We start from the raw sequence: 22437 nt of genomic DNA, 5'->3' as shown, positions 1-22437 counted from the left end.
CTCACATCCGGAAGACGCCGAACCGGGGTTCACCCAGGGGCGCGTTGGCACAGGCGGTCAGGGCGAGGCCCAGTACCTGGCGGGTCTCCATCGGGTCGATCACGCCGTCGTCCCAGAGGCGGGCCGTGGCGTAGTAGGCGCTGCCCTGGGTCTCGTACTGCGCGCGGATCGGAGCCTTGAACTCCTCTTCCTCCTCCGCCGGCCAGGACCCGCCACGCCCCTCCAGCTGGTCGCGCTTGACGGTCGCGAGGACCGACGCGGCCTGCTCGCCGCCCATCACGGAGATCTTGGCGTTGGGCCACATCCACAGGAAGCGGGGGGAGTACGCCCGGCCGCACATCGAGTAGTTGCCCGCGCCGTACGAACCGCCGACGACGACCGTCAGTTTCGGTACGCGGGCGCAGGCCACCGCGGTCACCATCTTGGCGCCGTGCTTGGCGATGCCCCCGGCCTCGTACTGGCGGCCCACCATGAACCCGGAGATGTTCTGCAGGAACACCAGGGGGATGCCGCGCTGGTCGCACAGCTCGATGAAGTGGGCGCCCTTCTGCGCGGACTCGGAGAACAGGATGCCGTTGTTCGCGACGATCCCGACCGGGTGCCCGTGGATGTGGGCGAAGCCGGTGACCAGGGTCTGCCCGAACTCCGACTTGAACTCCGCGAACCGCGAACCGTCGACCACGCGCGCGATGACCTCGCGTACGTCATAGGGCGTACGGGAGTCGACCGGCACCGCGCCGTACAGCCCGGCGGGGTCCACCTTCGGCTCGGCGCCCGGGGTGACCGACCAGGGGAGGGGGCCGCGGTCGGGGAGGGTGGAGACGATGGTCCGGACGATCCGCAGGGCGTGCGCGTCGTCCTCCGCGAGGTGGTCGGTGACGCCGGAGACCCGGGAGTGGACCTCGCCGCCGCCCAGCTCCTCCGCCGTGACGACCTCGCCGGTCGCGGCCTTCACCAGGGGCGGTCCGCCGAGGAAGATCGTGCCCTGGCCGCGGACGATGACGGCCTCGTCGCTCATCGCCGGGACGTACGCCCCGCCGGCCGTGCACGAGCCGAGGACGGCCGCGATCTGCGGGATGCCCGCGCCGGACATCCGGGCCTGGTTGTAGAAGATCCGGCCGAAGTGGTCGCGGTCGGGGAAGACCTCGTCCTGCATGGGCAGGAAGGCGCCGCCCGAGTCCACCAGGTACACGCACGGCAGCCGGTTCTCCAGCGCCACCTCCTGGGCGCGCAGGTGCTTCTTCACCGTCATCGGGTAGTACGTGCCGCCCTTGACCGTGGCGTCGTTGGCGACCACCACGCACTCGCGCCCGGCGACCCGGCCGATGCCGGCGATGACGCCGGCCGCCGGGGCCTGGCCCTCGTACAGCCCCTCGGCCGCCAGCGGGGCCAGCTCCAGGAACGGTGAGCCGGGGTCGAGGAGCGTGTCCACGCGGTCGCGCGGCAGCAGCTTGCCGCGGGCGGTGTGCCGGGCGCGGGCCCGCTCGCCGCCGCCGAGGCGGGCCGTGGCGAGCTTGCGCCGCAGCTCGTCGACGAGCGCGTGGTGTGCCGCCTCGTTCTTCCGCCAGGCCTCCGACGCGGGATCGGCCGCGCTGTGGAGCTCCGGTGCCTCGTGCATCCTGCGTTCCCCTCACCGAAGTGGACCGGCGGACCGGGTGGACCGACTCAGTTAATGAGCGTTAACGCGTTTCCTTCAGGTTAACGAGCGCTAACCTCCCTGTCTAGAATCGTCTCCATGGCCACCAGACCCGACGCCCTCACCCGCCGCGAGCAGATCCTCAAGGAGGCGGCCCGGCTCTTCGCCGAGCGCGGCTTCCACGGGGTGGGGGTCGACGAGATAGGCGCGGCGGTCGGCATCAGCGGGCCGGGCCTGTACCGCCACTTCGCGGGCAAGGACGCGATGCTCGCCGAACTGCTGGTGGGGATCAGCGAGCAGCTGCTGACCGGCGGCAAGCTCCGCGTGGCGGAGTCCGACGGGGACCCCCGGGCGCTCCTCGACTCGCTCATCGAGGGGCACATCGACTTCGCCCTGGACGACCGCCCGCTGATCACCCTGCACGACCGTGAGCTGGACCGCCTCCGGGACGCCGACCGCAAGCTCGTGCGGCAGCTCCAGCGCCAGTACGTCGAGCTGTGGGTGACGGTCGTGCGCGAGCTCCACCCGGCGCTGGCCGAACCGAGCGCCCGCTCGGCCGTCCACTCGGTCTTCGGCCTCCTGAACTCGACCCCGCACCTGGGCCGCCCCGGCTCCCTGCCGGGGCGGGCGGCCACGGCGGAGCTGCTGCACCGGATGGCGCGGGGGGCTTTCGCGGCGGCGGGGGCGACCGGGCCCGCCGGGGCGTGACGGTGTCCCGGGGCGTGACGAGCGTCTCGGGGTGCCTGCGAGCCCTGGTCTGGACGACTGTCGTGACTGGCCGGTAACGTAGGACTGAGCAAGCGCTTAGCCGTGGGAACCATCGGCCATGGGAATCTCCGAGCGCTTGGACATGGAATCTTGAGCCAGGCGGAGGTGGCGGCGGTGCGCCGTACGGTGTTCAGCGAGGATCACGAGGCGTTCCGGGAGACCCTGCGCGCCTTCATCGAGTCCGAGGTCGTGCCGGTCTACGACGAGTGGTTCGCGGCGGGGCAGGCGCCCCGTGACTTCTACTACAAGCTCGCCGAGCTGGGCGTCTTCGGTATCCGCGTGGACGAGGAGTTCGGCGGCGCCGGCATCGACTCGTACAAGTTCGAGGCCGTGATGTACGAGGAGACGGCCCGCGCGGGTGTCTCCTTCGGCGGTTCCGGTGTGCACGTGCTGCTCGGCCTGCCCTACATCAAGGCGCTCGCCACCGACGAGCAGAAGAAGCGCTTCCTGCCGAAGTTCGTCTCCGGTGAGGAGATGTGGGCCCTCGCGATGACCGAGCCGGGCACCGGCTCCGACCTCGCGGGCATGAAGACCACCGCGAAGCTCTCCGAGGACGGCACGCACTACGTCCTCAACGGCGCCAAGACGTTCATCACCGGCGGTGTGCACGCCGACCGGGTGATCGTCTGCGCCCGTACCTCCGCGCCCACCGCCGAGGACCGCCGCTTCGGCATATCGCTCTTCGCCGTCGACACCAAGGCCGAGGGCTACTCGGTGGGCCGCAAGCTCGACAAGCTCGGCCTGAAGACCTCCGACACCGCCGAGCTGGCGTTCGTCGACGTGAAGGTGCCCCTTGAGGACCTCCTCGGCGAGGAGAACAAGGGCTTCTACTACCTCGGCGGCAACCTGCCCTCCGAGCGCTGGGGCATCGCCTTCGGCGCGTACGCCCAGGCCGCGGCGGCCGTCCGCTTCGCCAAGGAGTACGTCCTGGAGCGCACGGTCTTCGGCAAGCCGGTCTCCCACTTCCAGAACACCAAGTTCGAGCTGGCCGCCTGCCAGGCCGAGGTGGACGCGGCGCAGGCCGTCGCCGACCGCGCCCTGGAGGCCCTCGACCAGGGCGAGCTGTCCGCGGCCGAGGCCGCGTCCGCCAAGCTGTTCTGCACCGAGGTCGCCCACCGCGTCATCGACCGCTGCCTCCAGCTGCACGGCGGTTACGGCTTCATGAACGAGTACCCGATCGCCCGCCTGTACGCGGACAACCGCGTCAACCGGATCTACGGCGGCACCAGCGAGATCATGAAGTCGATCATCGCCAAGAACATGGGCCTCTAGGCCACGCGCGGCGCCCGGAAGCATGCGGGAAAAAATCCGAGAAAACATCCAAGAAACCACTGCACGGTACAACTGACGCATGAGCCAGGCACTTGAGAGCCTCCTCGATCTGCTCGACCTGGAGCAGATCGAGGAGGACATCTTCCGCGGTCAGTCACGCTTCGCCGTCGTCCCGCGCGTCTTCGGCGGGCAGGTCGCGGCGCAGGCGCTGGTCGCCGCGGGACGCACGGTCCCGGCGGACCGGCCGGCCCACTCCCTGCACGCCTACTTCCTGCGCGCGGGGGACTCGGGCGCGCCCATCGTCTACACCGTCGACCGGATCCGCGACGGGCGTTCCTTCACCACGCGCCGGGTCGTCGCCGTCCAGCACGGCCAGCCGATCTTCCACCTCTCCGCGTCGTTCCAGACGTACGAGGAGGGCATGGACCACCAGGCCCAGATGCCGCCCGCGCCCGACCCCGAGACGCTCGAGACGTCCGACGAGATGCTGCCGCGGTACCTGGAGGCGTACGGGGACCAGGGCGTCGTACAGCGGATGCTGGAGGCCCGTGCCGCCGTCGACCTCCGCTATGTCGACCCGCCGCCGTTCGCCACGGTCGGCGAGCCGCGCGAACCCCGCTCCCAGGTGTGGTTCCGCACCAACGGCAAGCTCGACGGCGCCATCGACGAGCCGCTGCTGCACGTCTGCCTCGCCACGTACGTCTCCGACATGACGCTCCTGGACTCCGTGCTGCTCGCCCACGGGCGCGGCGGCTGGGTCACCGGGGACGTCGTCGGGGCCTCCCTTGACCACGCGATGTGGTTCCACCGGCCGTTCCGCGCCGACGAGTGGCTGCTGTACGACCAGGAGTCGCCGTCCGCGTCCGGCGGGCGGGGCCTGGGGCAGGCCCGTATCTACACGCGGGACGGGCGGCTGGCGATCACGGTGATCCAGGAGGGCGTGGTCCGGATCCCCCGCTAGCGGCTCACTCGCCGCCGGTGAGGCCCGCCGCGTCCAGCAGGTACGCCGTCATCGGGTCGTAGTGCCGGGGGCTGGTGACGTGGTCGTCCATGGGGACGGTCACCTGGACCGTGCCCTCGGCCTCGGCGAGGAAGAGGGCCGGGTCGTTGCAGTCCGCGTAACCGACGGAGTCCACGCCCAGCTGACCCGCGCAGCCCGCCCAGCCGTGGTCGGCGACGACCAGGTCGGGCAGCGGGCTGCCCTCGCTCTGCAGGCCCTTCAGGATCGCCCGCATCGGCTCGCCCGAGTGGGTGTGCCACAGGGTCGCGCCGTGCTCCAGGACCGCGACGTCGGCGAACTGGAAGACGTACCCCTCGTCCGTGGTCAGCCCGTCCGGGATCACCACGATCTCGCAGCCGGCGGCGCGCAGGGCGGCGGCGGTGGCGCGGTGCACGTCGAGGAGGCCGCCGGGGTGGCCCGTCGCGAACAGCACGCGCTGGCGGCCGGCGGCCGCCTTGCGCAGCCGGCCGGCCATCCGCTCCAGCGCGTCGACCGTCAGCTCCGGGTCGATGGTGTCCTGGCCGTACCGGTACTCCGGGTCGTCGTTCACACCGCAGCGCTCGGCCATGACCGCGAGGACGTCCTGCTCGTCGGTCCAGCGGTCGCCGAGCTCCAGGCCGAGCCAGAAGTTGCGGTCGCCGTTGGCGAGCTTGCGGTAGTGGGAGAGGTTGTTCTCGCGGGGGGTGGCCACGTCGCCCGCGATGCGCGTCTGTACGAGGTGGTCCAGGAGGTCGGGGCGGCTGGGGGTGGGGGTCCCGGGTATCGGCATACCCCCATTCTGCCGGTGCGCTCCGCTGGGTGGTGCCGGTGTATCGAACCGTGGGATATGGGTCACTCGGGGGTTTGGGTGGGGGACGGGTGGGGGTGGGTGGGGTTGTGGGGCGGGTGCGGGTCCGGTGGGGGCTGGTCGCGCCGTTCCCCGCGCCCCTGAAAAGCGGGGCTGCGCCCCGGCTTTTCAGCGCCGCCCGGCCGGCACTTTCCGGCCCCGGCCGACGGCTGGGTTTTTTCAGCCCGTCCGGCGTTTGAGGACGAGCGCGTTCAGCGCGATGCGGGGGTCTGGGGGCGGCAGCCCCCAGGGACGGGACGGGTAGGGGCGGTGGGGGCGTCAGATGTGTTGGAGGGCGAACCACAGGTTCATGCGGGTGTCCGGGTCGTCGAGGTCCGTGGACAGGAGTGTCGCGCAGCGGGCCATCCGCTGGCGGACCGTGTTGCGGTGGACGGACAGTGCCACCGCAGTACGGTCCCAGCTGCCGTGCAGGGACAGCCACGTGCGCAACGTCTCGGTCAGCGCGGGGTTCCCGGCGAGGGGCGCGAGGACCGTACGGGCATGGGCGGCCGCCTCGTCCGGCGGTACGAGCCCGCCGAGCCCCGGCCGGTCGTCGTGGCGGACCACCGGCGCCCGGGTGGCCCGCGCCCGGACCAGCGCGCGGCCCGCCTGCGGGTCGGCCGACCCCCACTCGTGCGGAAGGACGGGCGCGCTCACGCCGCACGTCCAGCCGGGCTGCGCCGCGAACTCGCGCTGCCCGGCCACCGGTACGGGCACGGGTACGGGCACGAGGACCCGTACGACGTCCCCCGCCACGTCCACCAGCGGAGAGCCCAGCGCCGCCCCGAGGGCCGACGCCGCGACCGCGTCGGGCGGCGCCGGACCGTCCGGCCGCGCGTGCACGACGACCCAGCGCCCGGCTCCGTCCCCGCTCCCGGCCAGGAGCGGAGCCACCTCCTCCGGCGCCGCCCCCAGCAGCATGCGTACGAGCGCGGAGGAGCGGGCCGCGCCGGTGCCGCTCTGGTGCTCCCCGGTGAGGAGGGAGAGCAGCACCGCGCCGACGGACGCGATCGTGTGGTCGCCGGGGTCGCGGCGCGGGGCCGCCACGCCCAGCACGAAACCCTGGCCGCTGCCGAGGGCGTACGCGGCGAGATGGACCCCGTCGACGGTGTCGCTCGCGGAGGTGGGGGTGGGCCCCGCACCGGAGCCGGAGCCGGACGCCGAGCCGCCGTCGTGGGCGGCGGGGCGCACCACCGCCGCCAGCCCGGCCAGCGCCCCGCCCGCATCCGTGCCCGCCCCGGCGCCCGCCGACGCCACCTCCCCGCCGTCCGGGGCGTACAGCGTGGCGCGCCCGCCCACCCGTTGGGCGAGCTGCCGCAGGACCGACGGGATCGGGTCCGGGCGGGCCGCGGCGGCGGCCAGGCTCTGCTGGGCCTCCGTGACCCGGCGCAGTTCGGTGTGCCGGGCCTGGGCCATGAGCTGCCAGACCGCGCGGGCCACCCCGGAGAAGGTCGTACGGGGCGGCACCTCCAGGAGGGGCAGGCCGTAGCGGTCGCAGGCCGCGACCAGGGCGCGCGGCACCGTGTCGTGCACCGGGGCCACCCCGAACCCGAGGGCCGCGCCGCCCGCCTCGACGATCCGGGGCACGTACGCGTCGAAGTACGTGCCCGAGCCCGCCGCCTCCGGGATGTGCACCCCGGCCGTGAGCAGCAGCTCGCCGCCGAGCAGGTACGGGTACGGGTCCGTCATCTCCGAGGTGTGCGCCCAGTGGATCACCGTGGCCGGGTCGCGGGGGCCCGCGATCTGCCGCAGCCCGAGATCCTCCCTGGCCAGCAGGGCGGCGAGGGGGACCGGAGGTGTCGGCGGGGCGACAGGGGCGGTGGGGATCGCGGGGGCCGTCGCGTCCGGCATGTGTACGTTTCCTCCATCCGGTCCGGTGACTGTGGATGAAACGTACACTTCAGCGCCGCTTTCCGGACACCTAGGGTCGTGGCGAACCGGAGGCCGCGGGTACGGGCGGCCACCACGCCCCCTCAGCCGCGCGGGACGACTTCGCGGGACAACCTACGGAGGCCCCATGGCCGTCGACTACGCAGTGATCGTCGTCTACCTCGCCGGGATGCTGGCGATGGGCTGGTGGGGCATGCGCCGTGCCAAGTCCAAGAGCGACTTCCTGGTCGCCGGACGGCGGCTCGGCCCGACGATGTACTCCGGCACGATGGCCGCGATCGTCCTCGGCGGCGCGTCCACCATCGGCGGGGTCGGCCTCGGCTACCGGTACGGGCTCTCCGGCGCCTGGATGGTCTTCACCATCGGCCTCGGCCTGCTCGCGCTGTCCCTCTTCTTCTCGGCCCGCATCGCCCGGCTGAAGGTCTACACGGTCTCCGAGATGCTCGACCTGCGCTACGGCGGCCGGGCCGGGGTGATCTCCGGGGTGGTCATGTGGGCGTACACCCTCATGCTCGCGGTGACGTCGACCATCGCGTACGCCACGATCTTCGACGTCCTCTTCGACATGAACCGCACGCTCGCGATCATCCTCGGCGGCTCGATCGTCGTCGCGTACTCCACGCTCGGCGGCATGTGGTCGATCACCCTCACCGACATGGTGCAGTTCGTCGTGAAGACGATCGGTGTGCTGCTGCTCCTGCTGCCCATCGCCGTCGTCAAGGCCGGCGGGTTCGGCGAGATGAGGGCACAACTGCCCACCGGCTACTTCGATCCGCTGGGCATCGGCGGCGAGACGATCTTCACGTACGTGCTGATCTATACGTTCGGCATGCTGATCGGGCAGGACATCTGGCAGCGCGTGTTCACCGCGGGCAGCGACCGGACCGCCAAGTGGGGCGGCACCGTCGCGGGCAGCTACTGCCTGGTGTACGCGCTCGCCGGCGCCGTCATCGGCACGGCGGCCAAGGTCCTCTACCCGAAGCTGGCCAGCCCCGACGACGCCTTCGCGACCATCGTGAAGGACGAACTGCCCATCGGCGTACGGGGACTGGTGCTCGCCGCCGCCCTGGCCGCCGTGATGTCCACGTCCTCCGGAGCCCTCATCGCCTGCGCGACCGTCGCCAACAACGACATCTGGTCGCGGCTGCGGGGCGCCGTCAGGGCGGGCGACGACGAACACGCGGACCGTGACGAGGTGCGGGGCAACCGTGTCTTCATCCTCGTCATGGGGGTCGCGGTGATCTGTACGGCCATCGTGCTCAACAACGTCGTCGAGGCCCTGACCGTCGCCTACAACCTGCTCGTCGGCGGCCTCCTCGTGCCCATCCTCGGCGGCCTGCTCTGGAAGCGCGGCACCGCCCAGGGCGCCCTTGCCGCCGTCGTGGTCGGCGGTCTCGCGGTCGTCGGTCTGATGGCGACGTACGGGATCCTCGCGAACGAGCCCATCTACTACGGGCTCCTGTCCTCCCTCGCCGTGTACGTGGTCGTCTCGCTCGCCACGCCCCCGACCGACGCGGCGGTGCTCGCCGCCTGGCGCGAACGGCTCGCGGGCCGGGGCGCCGAAAACGCGTCCGAACCCGTCCCGGCCCACCAGTGAGCAGAGCCCAACCAGCCGAACCACAGGAAAGAGAGCAGCGGTCCATGAACAGCAGCGAGACACCCCGCGGGCCCGTCGACTCGTCGCGCGTACCGAGGTACGCGGGCCCGGCGACCTTCGCCCGGCTGCCCCGCCTGGACGAGGTCGGGACCACCGATGTCGCCGTGGTCGGCGTGCCGTTCGACGCGGGCGTCTCCTACCGGCCCGGCGCCCGCTTCGGCGGGAACGCGATCCGCGAGGCCAGCCGGCTGCTGCGGCCGTACAACCCGGCGCAGGACGCCTCGCCGTTCGCCCTCGCGCAGGTCGCGGACGCCGGTGACATCGCCGCGAACCCCTTCGACATCAACGAGGCCGTGGCGACCATCGAGGGCGCAGCCGACGAACTCCTCGGCACCGGCGCCCGGCTGATGACCCTCGGCGGCGACCACACCATCGCGCTGCCCCTCCTCCGCGCGGTCGCCAGGAAGCACGGACCGGTCGCGCTGCTGCACTTCGACGCGCATCTCGACACCTGGGACACGTACTTCGGCGCCGAGTACACCCACGGCACCCCGTTCCGGCGGGCCGTCGAGGAGGGCATCCTCGACACCGAGGCGCTCTCCCACGTCGGCACCCGCGGCCCGCTCTACGGGCGGCAGGACCTCACCGACGACGAGAAGATGGGCTTCGGCATCGTCACCTCCGCCGACATCTACCGGCGTGGCGCGGACGAGGTGGCCGACCAGCTGCGGCAGCGCATCGGCGACCGCCCGCTCTACATCTCCGTCGACATCGACTGCCTCGACCCGGCCCACGCGCCCGGCACCGGCACGCCCGAGGCCGGCGGCATGACCTCCCGCGAACTCCTGGAGATCCTGCGCGGCCTGGCCTCCTGCCACCTGGTCTCCGCGGACGTCGTCGAGGTCGCCCCCGCGTACGATCACGCCGAGATCACCTCGGTCGCCGCGTCCCACACGGCGTACGAACTGACCACGATCATGTCCCGCCAGATTGCAGAGGCCCGAGCGCAGTGACCCACGACCACGACCTCGTGCTCCGTCCGACCGCCGAGCAGACGGAAGCCGCGCTCAGCCCGCCGCCCGGCCGCAACGGCGGCGACCTGGTCGTGGAGACCCTCACCGGGCTCGGCGCGACCACCGTCTTCGGACTGCCGGGCCAGCACGCGCTCGGCATCTTCGACGCGCTGCGCCGCTCCGACCTGGCGTACGTCGGCCTGCGGGTCGAGAACAACGCCGGGTTCGCGGCGGACGCGTACGGCCGGGTCACCGGCGAGGCGGCCCCGCTGCTGCTGTCGACCGGACCCGGCGCGCTGACCTCGCTGGCCGCGCTCCAGGAGGCCGCGGCGGCGTCGGCCCCCGTGCTCGCCATCAGCAGCCAGATCCCCCGCGCGGGGCTCGGCGGCGGCCGGCACGGCCACCTCCACGAACTCCCGGACCAGCAGGCCTCGTTCCGGGGCGTCGTGAAGTCCGTCCACACGGCCCGTACGCAGTCGCAGATCCCCTCCGCGATCGCCGAGGCCTGGGAGTCGGCGCTGACCGCTCCGCACGGGCCGGTCTGGGTGGAGATCCCGCAGGACGTGCTGCTCGCCACCACGGCCCTGCCCGTCGTCACGGCCGTGGACGCGGCGCCCCACGACCTGCCGCCGCGCCCCGAACTGACCGCCGTGGCCGCCGACCTGCTCACGAAGGCGGCCCGCCCGGTGATCATCGCGGGCGGCGGGGTCGTACGCGCCGACGCGTCGGGCAAGCTGCGGCAGCTCGCCGAGCGGCTGGACGCGCCCGTCGTCACCACCTTCGGCGGCAAGGGCGCCTTCCCCTGGAACCACCCGCTCTCGCTCCAGTCCTGGCTGGAGGACCGGCACACCACGGACTTCCTTGAGGACGCCGACGTACTCCTCGTCGTCGGCTCCGGGCTGGGCGAACTCTCCTCGAACTACTACACGTTCAAGCCCCGCGGCCGGGTCGTGCAGATCGAGGCCGACCTCGGCAAGCTGGAGTCCAACCACCCGGCCCTCGGCATCCACGCGGACGCCCGCCTCGCCCTGTCGGCGCTCCTCGAAACCATCCCGGAGAAGCGGCAGGACGCGACGGCCGCCGAACGCGTACGGGCCGTGCTCGACCTCGTCCGTGCGCGCATCGACGCCCAGGAACTCACCCTGGAGCGGAAGGTGCTGGCGGCCGTACGGGAAGCCCTGCCCGACCGGTCGGCCAGCTTCTGGGACATGACGATCCTCGCCTACTGGGCCTGGTCCGCCTTCGACGCCCGCCGCCCGAACACCATGCACTCCGCCCAGGGCGCGGGCGGCCTCGGCTACGCCTTCCCGGCGGCGATCGGCGGCGCGGTCGCCGACCCCACCCACCCGGTCCTCGCGGTCTCCGGCGACGGCGGCGCGCTCTACTCCATCGCCGAACTGGCCACCGCCAGGCAGCACAACCTCGACGTGACCTGGCTCATCGTCGACGACGGCGGTTACGGCATCCTGCGCGAGTACATGACGGACGCCTTCGGCCGGTCGACGGCCACGGAACTGTCCCGCCCCGACTACGTGGCGCTCGCGGAGTCCTTCGGCGTCCCGGGCGTACGGACCACGCCGGACACCCTCGCCGACGACCTGGCCAAGTCCCTGGCCACGCCCGGCCCTTCGGTGGTCGTGCTGCCGGCGGTGCTGCGCATGTTCGCACCGACGCACCTGGGCTGAGGCCCGAGTCCCTCGTTTCGGGCTGGACATGACGGTGGGGCGGCACGAGGCCGCCCCACCGTGTTGCTGTGGATCAGTTGTTCAGCGCTGGTGTCAGCGCAGGAGTCAGCGCAGGTACGAGCCGAAGTGCGCGGCCGTCGCGGGGGCGCCGAGGGTGCCCGCGCCGAACGCGAAGGACGAGGTGGCGGTGAGGCCGCTCGCCGTGCCGTTCAGGATCCAGACCGCGCCGTTCTGCTCGTTCTCGGCGGTGGAACCGGCCGCGAGGTCGCGGTGGCCGTCGCCGTTGAGGTCGAGGAGCGCGGTGGTCACACCGAACTCGTCGCTGTTCTCGGCCACTCCGGGAACTCCGGCGGTGTTCTGGTGGAAGACCTGCGTACCGGCGCCCGAGGCACCGGAGGCGCTGCCGGGGACCAGGGCGACCGAGCCGGTGTCGTAGATGTCGCCGACGTCCTCGCCCGGGATGCCGAGCGCGATGTCGGCGTAGCCGTCGCCCGTGACGTCCGCGACCGAGACCGACGCGCCGATCTCGTCCTCCTCTTCCTCGGCACCGGGGAACCCGGGGCTGTCCTGGTTGAAGGTCTGGACGCGGTCCTCGGACAGGCCGGTGGCCGAACCGAGGGCGACCTTGACCTGGCCGCTGCCCCAGTCGTTGCCGACCACGACGTCGTCGAAGCCGTCGTTGTTGACGTCCCCGACGCCGGTGCCCGTCCGGTTGCCGGCGGCCTCACCGGGCACCCAGCCGCTCTTGAAGCCGGTGCTGCCGCCACCGAGGAGCAGGCGGTTGCCGTAGACGCCGTCGCCCTGGTACTCCCAGACGACGATGTCGTCCTTGCCGTCGCCGTTGACGTCACCGGTCTCGGCGGAGGTGTAGGGGCCGCTGATCGAGTCGGCGTCCTCCTCGCAGCCGCCGTTGGTGGCGCAGGAGGCGTCGTCGGCGTCGTAGCCCCACCACAGGGACTTGTCCAGGACGGGCAGGACGGCGGCGGGCGTGCCGGTCCGCGAGATCGGGCCCTTCCACACGGCGGCGGCGCTGCTGGGAGCTTCGTCGCCGAAGGAGGTCACCTGCTCGAACAGCGCGAGGTCCGTCTTGCCGTCGCCGTCGAAGTCGCCGGCCGTGGGGGACTGGCCGTATCCGGCTATCGCCGTGCCGCCGGTGAGTCCGGAGGCGGAGCCCCACAGGACGACGGAGCCGGCCGCGCCGCCCGAGATCACCAGGTCGCCGAAGCCGTCGCCGTCGAGGTCGCCCTTGGTGAAGTTCTCCCCGAAGTGCTGCTTCGCGACGGCGGAGCCGGGAACGCCGGTGGTGGAGCGGCTGACGATCTTCTTGTCGGCGGCGGAGACGCCATCGGCGGAGCCGTACGTGACGGCCACGTAGCCGGCCTGGGCCTTGCTGGAGATCGTGGCGTCCGGGGCTGCCACGACCAGGTCGGCGTAGCCGTCGCCGTTGAAGTCGTCCTGCACGTCCACGGACGCGGTGGCGGCCTGGGCGGAGGCGCCGGTGAGCGCCATGGCGCCGAATCCACCGGCGACCAGCACCGCGGCTGCCAGAGGTGCGGAGAGACGCGCGGTACGGGTCCTGCGGTGTGCTCGGGACATACGTGAGCCTTTCGAGTCGTCGGTCCTGCCGCAGCGGAATGCCGCGTTCAGGTAGTGAGACTCGATGAGGGCGCCACCAGTTGTACGTTCCAATGTCATGGCTTCGTAACCGAGGAGACAGGTGGGGACAGCTGTGGCGCCGAACCCCCCTTTGATCACAGGGGGTTCGGCGCCACTCGCCGTCGGGTTCACCGGGTCCACCGGTGGGATCTACCAGATCGACTCGACCCACTCCGGGTGGTCGATGAACGGGTTCCGGTTGCCCTGGTAGTTGCTGTAGATCAGTTCGTTCCGGCGCTGCTCGCTGGTGCTGGGCGGGTCCTGCTCGTTCCACTGCTTCAGCACCGAGAGGCGGCCGTGGTACGGGACGCTGCCGTTGGTGACGGCGTCGTTGGGCTCCAGGTCGGGCCAGGAGTCGTCACCTTCGTAGCGGACGGCCATGTAGAGGATCATCCGGGCCACGTCGCCCTTGACGGCGGCGCGGGGCTCGAAGGAGTTCGAGTCGGTGAGGCTGCCGCCGCTGTTGGTGAAGCTGCTGCCGCCCAGGTCGAAGTCCTTGTTGCCGCGGATGCTGTTGACCTGGACGTCCTCGGGCCGCAGGTGGTGCAGGTCGGTGCCGGGCCCGGCCGAGGTGCCGAAGTCGCCGTGGGACTGGGCCCAGGTGTGCTCGCGGTTCCAGTCGCCGACGTCGCCGCCGTTGAGCGACTTGCTGCGGGAGATGCCGGAGTAGAGCAGGATCACGTTGTTGCTGTTGTTCGGGTCCTGGTCGGTGACCTTGAGCGCCTCCCAGACCGCGGAGTACGAGATCGTGGACTGGTTCTTGATGATCGTGTGCAGCGAGGACTTCAGAGCCGTACCGGTCTTGCCGATCGCGTTCGCGTAGTACGTGTCGTCGTACGCGGCTGCCGTGGCGGCGGTGGTGGCCGTCGTCGTGGCTGCCGTGGTGGCCGTGGCCGCGGCGGGGGTCGCGGCGACCGTCGGGAGGGTGAGGCCGACGAGGACGGCGGAGACGCCGGCCGCGAGCGCCTTCCAACTGCCAATCTGAGCAACGGACATGTGGGGTGCCCTTTCCCGAGAACGGCACGCGCCGGTACGCGGACCCGGTGCGACGGCTCCGCGTTCTACGCGTGTTGACACTTCGGTCAATCGGGAGAGTGGCATGGACATGAGGGCGGGTGCGTAACGAGAGGGCGTCGTTCTTGTGACGTTCTCGCATACGGCGCAACCCCTGGCCGTTTCCGGTCCAGGGGCTGTGGAGTGATGGGGTTTTCCCCATCCGGCTCAGGGGAGGCCCTAGTTGACGTCCGAGGAGTCGAGGCGGTAGAGCGCCTGGGTGTTCTGCGAGTCGGAGCCGGAGGAGCTGGAGCCGGAGGAGCCGGAGCCGGAGGAATCGGGGGACGTGTCGGACGAGGAGTCGTCGCCGTACTCGCTCGCCTTCACCGCCGTGGCGTGTTCCTGGACCCAGGCGGTCACCTCGGAGCTGACGCTGCCGGAGTCGCCGCCGCCCATGCCGCCGCCTCCGCCCATGCCGCCCCCGCCGAGCATGATGTAGTGCAGCTCGCCCTTCTTCACGAGCTCCTTCAGCTTGGCGAGGGTCATGGCCTTGTCGCTGCCGGACCAGCCCCACATGGAGATGACGGGCTGCTTCGTGCTGACGATCAGCTGGGCCGCGCTCTGCGAACCGGACACCGCGACCAGCCATTTGGCGCCGTCCCGGTGCTGCTCCAGGTACGTGGTCATGGCGCTGTCGGCGCCGCCACCGGAGCCGCCACCGGGACCGCCGCCTTCCTGCTGCCCGCCGGTCGGGGCGCCGCTGGGTGGCGTGCCCTGCCGGCCGCCGCCGGCCGGTGCCTCGCCGGTGCCGCCGGCCTGCCGACCGCCCTGCTGCGGGCCGCCGTTGCCGCCGTTGCCGCCGGGGAAGCCACCCCGGCCACCGCCTCCGCCGCCACCGCCGCCGGGGCCGCCGCCCATGCCGCCGCCGGTGGTGGGCCCGGCCGTCGGATTCGTACCGCTCATGCCGCCGCCCGAACTCGCGGGCACGGAGGCGGCGTAGGCCGCGGGGCCCGCGAGAGAGGCGACGACGGCCGCGGCGACGGCACCGGAGAGGAGCCGCGCCCGGCGCCCGGAACGGAAGAGGAACAGTCCCGCGATCGCCAGGACCATCACAGCCGCGACGGCCGGCCACAGCCAGGTGTTCCAGCCGGTGGCCCGGCGCAGCAGGACGACGGCCCAGACGCCGGTGGCGGCGAACGCCACGGGCAGGACCGAGGACCAGACCCCGGACCAGCGCTTGACGTCACCCGTGCGGAAGGCGCGCAGGAGCATCGCCCCGCCGCCCCCGCACAGTGCCGCGATGCCGGGCGCGAGCGCGGTCGTGTAGTAGGGGTGCATGGTGCCTTCGGCGAGGCTGAACGTGAAGTAGTGCAGCACGGTCCAGCCGCCCCACAGGATCAGCGCGGCGCGCGTGAGGTCCGTACGGGGAGCGCGGCCGCGCAGGACGAGGCCGCCGACGAGGGCGATCCCGGCGAAGGGGAGCAGCCAGGAGATCTGGCCGCCCAGCGTCTCGTTGAACATGCGCCCGATCCCGGCGGCCCCGGAGAAGCCGCCACCTCCGCCACCGCCACCGCCGCCGTTGCCGTCACCGCCGAGAACCCGCCCCAGGCCGTTGTAGCCCATGATCAGATCCCAGGCGCTGCCGTCCGTCGACCCGCCGATGTACGGCCGCTCGGAGGCGGGCACCAGGGACACGGCGGCCGCCCACCAGAAACTGGAGACCGCGAGGGCGACCGCGGCGAGCGCGAGGTTGCGTATCCGGCGCAGCCGGCCGCCCCGGGCCGCGTACAGGTAGACGGCGAAGACGGCGGGCAGGGCGATGTAGCCCTGGAGCATCTTGGTGTTGAAGGCGAGGCCGAAGCACACGGCCGAGCCGATCAGCGGCAGCAGCTTGCCGTTGTGGACGGCGCGCAGGGCCAGGGCGGCGCCCGCGACCATCAGGAGGACGAGGAGGGTGTCCGGGTTGTTGTCGCGGTTGATGGCGACGGTGATCGGGGTGAGCGCGAGGACGAGCGCGGCGACGGCGGCCGCGCCGTGCCCCCAGACCCGCTTGACCGACGAGTGCAGGATCCAGATGGTGCCGAGTGCGGCGGCGACGAGCGGCAGCATCATCTGCCAGGTGCCGTACCCGAAGACACGGCAGGACAGCCCCATCACCATCAGGACGACGGGCGGCTTGTCCACGGTCAGGAAGTTCCCGGCGTCCAGCGAGCCGAAGAACCAGGCCTTCCAGCTCTGCGTACCGCTGAACACGGCGGCGCTGTAGAAGCTGTTCAGGCTGGAGGAGGAGAGGTTCCAGGAGTACAGCACCCCGGCCAGGACGAGGATCGCGCCCAGCACGGGCAGTGACCAGCGGGGTGCCTGGTCCGGCCGCGCGACCGGCTCGACGGGCGACGGAGAGGCGGGGGCCTCGGGGGCGTGGGGGTACGGATCGGTGGCAGATGTCACCAGGGCATCGTGCGCGGGCGGGGTTGGCGGGGGCTGTGGTGAACCTGGGGCTCAGCTGTGAGCGGATGACGTGCCGCGCGCGGCCACGGAAGAGGGGCGGCCCCTGTCCGCGTACGGCCGCGTACGGCCGCTCATGAATGCGCGAGGTCCGCTGACCTGGCGACTGCCCTGAGCCCTGAGAGGAGGACAGCATGCTACTGAGGTTCCGTGTCGCGAACGTACGGTCGCTGCGCGGTGAAGCGGGCCCTCCAGATGAACGCGCGGTACGGCGACCATGTGTCCCTCGTGAACCGGGACCCGTACACCGATGTTCACGAGTTCGTCGAGCAGGGCCTGGGGATCGCCTCGTACTGACCACCGCGCGGACGGTGCCGTCTCCGTGTTCAGCCGGGCAGCCGCCCATGCCTGACGGCTGCGACGAACGACGCCCAGCCGGCGACCGGGATGAGGAGGGCGGGGCCGTGGGGGTTCTTGGAGTCGCGGACGGGGATGCCGGTGGGGTGGCCGTCGAGGACTTCGAGGCAGCTGCCGCCCTCGGGGCCGCTGTAGGACGACTTGCGCCAGTTTTGTGGTGCGGCGGCGTCGGTGACCGCCTGGTCAGTCATGGTGCCCGAGGTGTCCGGTCTTGAGGGCGGTGAGGAAGGCGGTCCACCTGGGGGCCGGGATGAGGAGGGCGGGGCCGTGGGGGACCTTGGAGTCGCGGATGGGGATACCCGAGGGATGCCCGTCGAGGACTTCGAGGCAGCTGCCGCCCTCGTTCCCGCTGTGGGAAGACTTGCGCCAGCCTGTCAGCGCCTCGGCGTCGGGAATGGTGTGTTCAGCCACGGTGTCTGTAGTCCTCTGCTGTAGTCCTCATCAGGGCAAGTGATTCCTTGAGCGGCATCGCGTCGCCTAGCGCGAGATCGTAGATGCCTTGGAGCCGATCGACCATGGCGGGTGTGTCATGGATCTTGCCCATGTGCAGACCCTCGCCGTAGGCAACTGGCGGCTGGTCCTCGAACTTCATCAGCGTCAGCATGCTCTGCATGAGTGGGTGGACGCCGAGTTCGAATGGAAGTACGTAGACGCGTACCCGCCCGCTCTCCACCAGGCGTACGAGGTGGTCGATCTGCTCCGCCATGACCTCCGGGCTGCCCACCACGCGGCGCAACACCGCCTCGTCCAGTAGGGCCCAGACCACCGGGGTCACCGGATCGTCGAGGATTCTTGCCCGCTCCAGGCGTGTGACGACGAGCCTGTCACATTCCTTTTCACCCACCGGAGGGAACGACGTGCCCAGGACCGCACGCGCGTACCTTTCCGTCTGGAGGATGCCCGGGACGAACGACAGGGCGAACTCCCTGATCATCACCGCCTGTTGTTCGAGCAGCCGGGCCGCCTCGAAGTAGTCGGCGACCGCCGCGTCCTCGGCCGGTAGGAAGCTGCTCAGTACATCCCCCGTGTTCAGGGCCTTGTCGAGGCGCCGCGCGTCCTCCTTCGACGGGACCCGCCGGCCCGCCTCGATGTGCGCGATGTGCGAACGCGTCATCACCGTCATGTCGGCAAGTTGCTGCTGTGTCAGCCCCGCCGCTTCCCGCTGCTGCTTCAGCCAGTCACCGTACGTGCTGGTCATGGCCACCCCTTTGTGACGAATGACTGGTCACATCCGACCCTCTGGCGAGCCTAGACCGGACGGTCTCACTCTGTAAGTGGATCGCTACAGAAAGCGAAACCCCCATGACAGCCCACGACAGCTACGGAGTTGACGACGTGAGTCGCCGTATCGCCCGGCTCTTCGAACCGGTGCTGCAACTGCTCTTCCCCGGAACAGGGCGCAGGCGCCGCCCGGTCGACGCCGACGCCCCGGTGGACGGGTGGTGCTCGTGTCCCCCTTGCATGTGCGGCAGCGTCGCCGAGGGGCCTACCACCGCCCGGGTCGGCTCCCGCCCCCTGCGGGGTGAGGACCACGCGATGGTCCGCCCGTACCTCGTCGACCATGAGCGGCGCCGCCGGGGGCGACAGCGGGCGCTGCGGCTCGCCGTGCACGGTGTCGACCTCGGGCCGCGTCCGGGTCACGGTGTGGAGGTGACCGTATGAGCGGCGAGGGTTGGACGAAGGCGCGACTGCTGCCGTGGGACGGTCTGGAGGGCAAGCCCTGCTACCTCGTCGGTGACGGGACCGGGCACCTCTCCCGCATGGCCGACACCATGGAGAGCGTGCAGCTCGGTATGGCCGCCGAACTCCTCGACCACGCCGCCGACATGCTCGACGACGAGGACGTCACCTCCCCGCAACTCCGGTTCCTGGCGGCCCGGATGGGCGAGGCGCTGCGGGACGTACACCGCATCGCGGAGAGCCGGGGCGCCCGCCTGCCCGAGCCCGCGAACGACGACCTTGAACCTTGACGGGATCGACGACTCCGGCGATCCTCAGCGCCGCTGAGAGCCCGGACCGGGGGCCTGACCCGCCCGCGCCGAACCCGCGCCCAACCCGCCCTGGACACCGGACCACGGGCGTACTCCGCGTACTCCGTGTACTCGCCGTACGCCCCGGTCGACCCGGGTGGTTCCGCCGTACGTCTTCGCTGTCAGCGGGTGAGGGCCTCAAGGATCGACAGGACCGGTGCCCACAGCCTGGTGCCGAGAAGGCGTCACGCAGCTTGTGGCCCGTCGCCGCGCTCTCCTCGTCCGTGACCTCGACTCCGAAGTGTTCTGCACTTCACGGCCTGCCTACTCCTTTGTCACAGGCATGTCTTAACACTTTCCGCGTTGAAACGGGCCTCGCGGCGTTCCTCTCTGCAACGTCAGAGAGGCCGCTCAAACCGGAGCAAGGGCCCGTTCGAAGGAGGATCCATGCGTGTTCGGAAGATCTCGATGCTGACCCTTGCCGCAGTGGCTGTCGGCCTGTCGCTGACCGCCTGTGACCCTACGAGCGACCCGCAGCCCGGCGACTCCGCCTCCAGTTCCGTCTCCGGCACCGTGTCTCCGGGCGGCGCGAACGGCTCGGAGGGCTCCACCCGGTCGCCGGACGGGTCCGGCGACGGGGAGTCGGCGTCGGGCGCTTCGAAGGAGCCCGGGGTGAGTTGCACGGATCAGTTGAACTACGCGGGGGATTCGCGGTCCAACGCCGAGATCAACTCCATCGGTGAGGACACCGGCACCTGCCCGCCGGTCCAGCAGCAGTGAGGTGCACTGACCTGACGGGTGCCGCACCGGGCAGGCGGGCGAGGTCATCAGAGTGTTTTCTCGATGAGGGGAAGTGTTCACGCAGGCGTTGGCCGGTGGTTGTCGTCGGGCGCTAATAGGGTCGCTGACCTGCGGATTCATCGGAAAGAAGTCGGGGCGCGGGTACAACCACCGCCCTGGGTGCCGTGTCTGACTGGGTGAGTGTAAGCAACACCCGTTTCATCAGTCTCACCCGTCTCACCAGTCCCATCCGACATACCTCATCAGCCGACGGTATCCGCGGTCGTGCGGCGTCTCGCCGCGGCCTTGATCGGTGTCGAATCCACGTTCACGAAGGGTCACTTCAGCATGCGCTCTTTGCGTCTCCTCGCCACCACCGGCCTCGCCACCACCAGCCTCGCGCTCACCCTGGGCGGCGCCGTACTGATGGCGCCCGCCGCCCACGCGGCCACGACGGCGGCCACCGCGACCGTCTCCTACGAGGACGGCTCGGTCTGGTACAAAGCCGCTCCCGGCCAGACGAACACCCTCTCGGTCGCCAGTGAGTACATCGACAGCGACCCCGACGGCGACGCGGACGACTACCTCATCACCTTCCGCGACCAGGTCGACATCACCATCGACCACGACAGGTGCGCGTACCCCTCGACGAGCGACCACACCGTCGTCGAGTGCACGGAACCCGTCCCGCTCGGCTCCGACGACCTGAACCAGTACGACGTCGACCTCGGTGACGGCGACGACACCGCGACCGTCGGCGCCGGCAGCGCGCAGGGCACCGTCCGGGGCGGCGACGGCGACGACGTCCTCAAGGGCTCGCACGCGAACCAGTTGAACGGCGACGCGGGCGACGACCGCATCGAGGGTGTCGACGGCGCCTGGATCCGCGGTGCCAACGGCGGTGACGGCAACGACACGATCCTCGCCGGCTGCGACTACAGCTGCAACGGCGGCGCGGGCAACGACACCCTCACCGCGGTCAGCGACGACGAGCGGAACTTCACCACCCTCTACGGCGACGACGGCGACGACATCGTGCGCGGGACGACCGGCGACGACTACCTCTACGGCGGCAAGGGCGACGACACCCTCTACGGCCTGGAGGGCGACGACACCGTCTACGGCAACAGCGGCGACGACGTGCTGTACGGCGGCGCGGGCAACGACACCCTCTCCGGCGGCGCCGGTGTCAACGAGGTCCACCAGGACTGACCGACAGGGCCGGCGGCCGGCACCCGTGCGTGCAGGCCGCCGACCGCAGGCCCCGCCACCGTCCGACCGGAATTCACAGGCAGTCCCCTCCCTTTCCACACCCCCTCAACCCGCCTCCCCCTACCGTGACGTCATGCGTCCGAGACTCGTACTCGCCACCCTCGCCTCCCTCACCGCCGGCCTGGTGGCAGCCACCTGCGTCACCGCCACCGGGACCGCCCACGCCCGGAGCGCCCCGGCCGACCGAGCCTGTTCCTCCGCCGTCTCCATCGAGGGGTTCTCCGACGCCCTCGACAAGACGACGTACGAGGGCGCCTTCGTCGGCAACTTCTCCGCGCTGGCCGTGGACAAGGACGGAGCCGTCGCCGCGCTGTCCGACCGGTCCTCCCTCTTCACCCTCGACCCGCGGACGCTGCGCCCGCGCTCCGTCACACCGCTGGCCGACGAGAGCGGCGCCGCGCTGGACTCCGAGGGGCTCGTCGTCGACCGCGACGGTACGCGGCTGGTGTCGTCCGAGACCGAGCCGTCGGTACGCCGCTACGGCCGCGACGGCGCCCTCCTGGACCGCCTCCCCGTGCCGGACGCCCTGCGCGTCGCCCCGGCGGGCCGCGCCACCGCGAATCAGACCTTCGAGGCGCTGACCCTCCTCCCCGGCGGCGACACCCTGCTGGCCGGCATGGAGGGCTCCCTGTCCGGCGACACCCCCGGCGTCGTACGTCTCCAGACCTGGCAGCGCCATCACCAGCAGCATCAGCACAGTGGCCGGGACTTCCGGCTCGCCGCCCAGTACGGCTACCGCGCCGACACCGGCCTCGGTGTCGCCGAGACCACCGCCACCCCGGACGGCCGCCTCCTCGTCCTGGAACGCGGCTTCACGGCGGGGGTCGGCAACACCATTCGCCTCTACCTGGCCGACCTGCGCCACGCCACGGACACCCGCGGCATCGAGACGCTGACCGGCCATGACGGCGTACGCCTCGTCCGTAAGACCCTCCTCGCCGACCTGGCGGACTGCCCGTCCCTCGGGGCGACGGCCAAGCAGCCGCAGCCCAATCCGCTCCTCGACAACGTCGAGGGCATGACCGTCACCGGCCGCACCCGCGGCGCACTGCGGGTTCTCCTGGTCAGCGACGACAACGAGAACGAGGCCCAGACGACCCGCTTCTACTCCCTGCGCGTACGCCTCTGAAATGTTGCGGAGGGATGAAATCCGCTTCCAGCGGTGTTGGTGCCTTCCGGGCGATCAGGACTGATCGCAGGACCGAAGAGGGAAGGCA

21 protein-coding genes are annotated in these 22437 nt (G+C 71.3%); 12 read left to right on the top strand and 9 right to left on the bottom strand.

Going from position 1 to position 22437, the window contains the following annotated elements:
• Position 1 precedes the first annotated feature (1 nt).
• Positions 2-1618 carry a carboxyl transferase domain-containing protein gene (locus tag ACLVWQ_RS28020; protein ID WP_414111982.1) on the bottom strand — a complete coding sequence of 539 codons (1617 nt, stop codon included), beginning with the start codon at positions 1616-1618 and terminating at the stop codon, positions 2-4.
• Positions 1619-1735: 117 nt separating this feature from the next.
• Here ACLVWQ_RS28020 and ACLVWQ_RS28015 point away from each other — a divergent pair, with 117 nt between their 5' ends.
• The 3 genes from ACLVWQ_RS28015 (at position 1736) to ACLVWQ_RS28005 (ending at position 4637) form a co-directional block, all read left to right on the top strand.
• Positions 1736-2344, top strand: coding sequence for a TetR/AcrR family transcriptional regulator (locus tag ACLVWQ_RS28015; protein WP_414111981.1), 609 nt, complete (start codon positions 1736-1738; stop codon positions 2342-2344).
• 174 nt (positions 2345-2518) lie between these two features.
• The gene (locus ACLVWQ_RS28010; RefSeq protein WP_414112015.1) at positions 2519-3676 is read left to right on the top strand and encodes an acyl-CoA dehydrogenase family protein; all 1158 of its coding nucleotides are present in this window, start codon (positions 2519-2521) and stop codon (positions 3674-3676) included.
• A gap of 79 nt (positions 3677-3755) precedes the next feature.
• The gene (locus tag ACLVWQ_RS28005) at positions 3756-4637 is read left to right on the top strand and encodes an acyl-CoA thioesterase (protein ID WP_414111980.1); all 882 of its coding nucleotides are present in this window, start codon (positions 3756-3758) and stop codon (positions 4635-4637) included.
• Between the two features lie 4 nt (positions 4638-4641).
• Here ACLVWQ_RS28005 and ACLVWQ_RS28000 read toward each other — a convergent pair whose 3' ends face one another.
• Both ACLVWQ_RS28000 and ACLVWQ_RS27995 read right to left on the bottom strand, forming a co-directional pair.
• On the bottom strand, positions 4642-5445 hold the full coding sequence (locus tag ACLVWQ_RS28000; protein WP_414111979.1) for a phosphatase: 804 nt from the start codon (positions 5443-5445) through the stop codon (positions 4642-4644).
• Between the two features lie 336 nt (positions 5446-5781).
• Positions 5782-7353: a PucR family transcriptional regulator gene (locus ACLVWQ_RS27995; RefSeq protein WP_414111978.1), complete on the bottom strand. Its 1572-nt coding sequence runs from the start codon at positions 7351-7353 to the stop codon at positions 5782-5784.
• A 166-nt stretch (positions 7354-7519) separates the two neighbouring features.
• Here ACLVWQ_RS27995 and ACLVWQ_RS27990 point away from each other — a divergent pair, with 166 nt between their 5' ends.
• From ACLVWQ_RS27990 to ACLVWQ_RS27980, 3 genes are read left to right on the top strand one after another with little or no spacing between them, the layout of a single operon-like run.
• Complete coding sequence (locus ACLVWQ_RS27990; RefSeq protein ID WP_414111977.1) at positions 7520-8989, top strand: sodium:solute symporter; 1470 nt, start codon at positions 7520-7522, stop codon at positions 8987-8989.
• Positions 8990-9033: 44 nt separating this feature from the next.
• Positions 9034-10002: an agmatinase gene (gene speB, locus ACLVWQ_RS27985; protein WP_414111976.1), complete on the top strand. Its 969-nt coding sequence runs from the start codon at positions 9034-9036 to the stop codon at positions 10000-10002.
• Positions 9999-11687: a thiamine pyrophosphate-binding protein gene (locus ACLVWQ_RS27980; protein WP_414111975.1), complete on the top strand. Its 1689-nt coding sequence runs from the start codon at positions 9999-10001 to the stop codon at positions 11685-11687. The genes speB and ACLVWQ_RS27980 overlap by 4 nt, the downstream gene beginning before the upstream one ends.
• Before the next feature lie 105 nt (positions 11688-11792).
• Here ACLVWQ_RS27980 and ACLVWQ_RS27975 read toward each other — a convergent pair whose 3' ends face one another.
• From ACLVWQ_RS27975 to ACLVWQ_RS27965, 3 genes are all read right to left on the bottom strand, one after another.
• Positions 11793-13283, bottom strand: coding sequence for an FG-GAP and VCBS repeat-containing protein (locus ACLVWQ_RS27975; RefSeq protein WP_414111974.1), 1491 nt, complete (start codon positions 13281-13283; stop codon positions 11793-11795).
• 210 nt (positions 13284-13493) lie between these two features.
• Positions 13494-14339, bottom strand: coding sequence for an endonuclease I family protein (locus ACLVWQ_RS27970; protein WP_414111973.1), 846 nt, complete (start codon positions 14337-14339; stop codon positions 13494-13496).
• Positions 14340-14576: 237 nt separating this feature from the next.
• Positions 14577-16784, bottom strand: a complete 2208-nt coding sequence (locus ACLVWQ_RS27965; protein ID WP_414111972.1) for an ArnT family glycosyltransferase — start codon at positions 16782-16784, stop codon at positions 14577-14579.
• A 207-nt stretch (positions 16785-16991) separates the two neighbouring features.
• Between ACLVWQ_RS27965 and ACLVWQ_RS27960 the strand changes: the two genes are divergently transcribed.
• On the top strand, positions 16992-17138 hold the full coding sequence (locus tag ACLVWQ_RS27960) for a hypothetical protein (RefSeq protein WP_414111971.1): 147 nt from the start codon (positions 16992-16994) through the stop codon (positions 17136-17138).
• A 29-nt stretch (positions 17139-17167) separates the two neighbouring features.
• On the opposite strand, the gene ACLVWQ_RS27955 is transcribed toward ACLVWQ_RS27960, so the two are convergent.
• The 3 genes from ACLVWQ_RS27955 to ACLVWQ_RS27945 are packed head-to-tail and all read right to left on the bottom strand — an operon-like array spanning position 17168 to position 18396.
• A complete protein-coding gene (locus ACLVWQ_RS27955) occupies positions 17168-17389 on the bottom strand; it encodes a DUF397 domain-containing protein (protein ID WP_414111970.1) in 222 nt (73 codons plus the stop codon).
• Positions 17382-17609 (bottom strand): DUF397 domain-containing protein, encoded by a 228-nt coding sequence (locus ACLVWQ_RS27950; RefSeq protein ID WP_414111969.1) that lies wholly within the window; start codon positions 17607-17609, stop codon positions 17382-17384. The genes ACLVWQ_RS27955 and ACLVWQ_RS27950 overlap by 8 nt, the downstream gene beginning before the upstream one ends.
• Complete coding sequence (locus tag ACLVWQ_RS27945; RefSeq protein WP_414111968.1) at positions 17602-18396, bottom strand: helix-turn-helix domain-containing protein; 795 nt, start codon at positions 18394-18396, stop codon at positions 17602-17604. The genes ACLVWQ_RS27950 and ACLVWQ_RS27945 overlap by 8 nt, the downstream gene beginning before the upstream one ends.
• A gap of 137 nt (positions 18397-18533) precedes the next feature.
• Between ACLVWQ_RS27945 and ACLVWQ_RS27940 the strand changes: the two genes are divergently transcribed.
• The 5 genes from ACLVWQ_RS27940 (at position 18534) to ACLVWQ_RS27920 (ending at position 22349) form a co-directional block, all read left to right on the top strand.
• On the top strand, positions 18534-18860 hold the full coding sequence (locus ACLVWQ_RS27940; protein WP_414111967.1) for a hypothetical protein: 327 nt from the start codon (positions 18534-18536) through the stop codon (positions 18858-18860).
• Positions 18857-19168, top strand: a complete 312-nt coding sequence (locus ACLVWQ_RS27935; RefSeq protein WP_414111966.1) for a hypothetical protein — start codon at positions 18857-18859, stop codon at positions 19166-19168. Before ACLVWQ_RS27940 ends, ACLVWQ_RS27935 begins: the two co-directional genes overlap by 4 nt.
• Before the next feature lie 447 nt (positions 19169-19615).
• A complete protein-coding gene (locus ACLVWQ_RS27930; protein ID WP_414111965.1) occupies positions 19616-19948 on the top strand; it encodes a hypothetical protein in 333 nt (110 codons plus the stop codon).
• A gap of 348 nt (positions 19949-20296) precedes the next feature.
• Entirely contained in the window at positions 20297-21160 is an 864-nt protein-coding gene (locus ACLVWQ_RS27925) for a calcium-binding protein (protein ID WP_414111964.1), read from the top strand.
• A 133-nt stretch (positions 21161-21293) separates the two neighbouring features.
• Positions 21294-22349 (top strand): esterase-like activity of phytase family protein, encoded by a 1056-nt coding sequence (locus ACLVWQ_RS27920; RefSeq protein WP_414111963.1) that lies wholly within the window; start codon positions 21294-21296, stop codon positions 22347-22349.
• Positions 22350-22437: the final 88 nt, after the last annotated feature.

Origin of the sequence: Streptomyces sp. CWNU-52B (assembly GCF_047444975.1) — a bacterium.
Lineage (GTDB): Bacteria > Actinomycetota > Actinomycetes > Streptomycetales > Streptomycetaceae > Streptomyces.
The sequence above is the reverse complement of the archived record's forward strand: the minus strand, read 5'-3'. Positions and strand labels throughout refer to the sequence as shown.

Bases quoted from the DNA above. Each gene is read 5' to 3' on its own strand.
- ACLVWQ_RS27930 (WP_414111965.1), top strand. From the start codon at position 19,616: ATGCGTGTTCGGAAGATCTCGATGCTGACCCTTGCCGCAGTGGCTGTC.
- ACLVWQ_RS28015 (WP_414111981.1), top strand. From the start codon at position 1,736: ATGGCCACCAGACCCGACGCCCTCACCCGCCGCGAGCAGATCCTCAAG.
- speB (WP_414111976.1), top strand. From the start codon at position 9,034: ATGAACAGCAGCGAGACACCCCGCGGGCCCGTCGACTCGTCGCGCGTA.
- ACLVWQ_RS27955 (WP_414111970.1), bottom strand. From the start codon at position 17,389: ATGACTGACCAGGCGGTCACCGACGCCGCCGCACCACAAAACTGGCGC.
- ACLVWQ_RS27945 (WP_414111968.1), bottom strand. From the start codon at position 18,396: ATGACCAGCACGTACGGTGACTGGCTGAAGCAGCAGCGGGAAGCGGCG.
- ACLVWQ_RS27970 (WP_414111973.1), bottom strand. From the start codon at position 14,339: ATGTCCGTTGCTCAGATTGGCAGTTGGAAGGCGCTCGCGGCCGGCGTC.
- ACLVWQ_RS27975 (WP_414111974.1), bottom strand. From the start codon at position 13,283: ATGTCCCGAGCACACCGCAGGACCCGTACCGCGCGTCTCTCCGCACCT.
- ACLVWQ_RS27995 (WP_414111978.1), bottom strand. From the start codon at position 7,353: ATGCCGGACGCGACGGCCCCCGCGATCCCCACCGCCCCTGTCGCCCCG.
- ACLVWQ_RS27920 (WP_414111963.1), top strand. From the start codon at position 21,294: ATGCGTCCGAGACTCGTACTCGCCACCCTCGCCTCCCTCACCGCCGGC.
- ACLVWQ_RS27935 (WP_414111966.1), top strand. From the start codon at position 18,857: ATGAGCGGCGAGGGTTGGACGAAGGCGCGACTGCTGCCGTGGGACGGT.
- ACLVWQ_RS28020 (WP_414111982.1), bottom strand. From the start codon at position 1,618: ATGCACGAGGCACCGGAGCTCCACAGCGCGGCCGATCCCGCGTCGGAG.
- ACLVWQ_RS27925 (WP_414111964.1), top strand. From the start codon at position 20,297: ATGCGCTCTTTGCGTCTCCTCGCCACCACCGGCCTCGCCACCACCAGC.
- ACLVWQ_RS28005 (WP_414111980.1), top strand. From the start codon at position 3,756: ATGAGCCAGGCACTTGAGAGCCTCCTCGATCTGCTCGACCTGGAGCAG.
- ACLVWQ_RS28000 (WP_414111979.1), bottom strand. From the start codon at position 5,445: ATGCCGATACCCGGGACCCCCACCCCCAGCCGCCCCGACCTCCTGGAC.
- ACLVWQ_RS27990 (WP_414111977.1), top strand. From the start codon at position 7,520: ATGGCCGTCGACTACGCAGTGATCGTCGTCTACCTCGCCGGGATGCTG.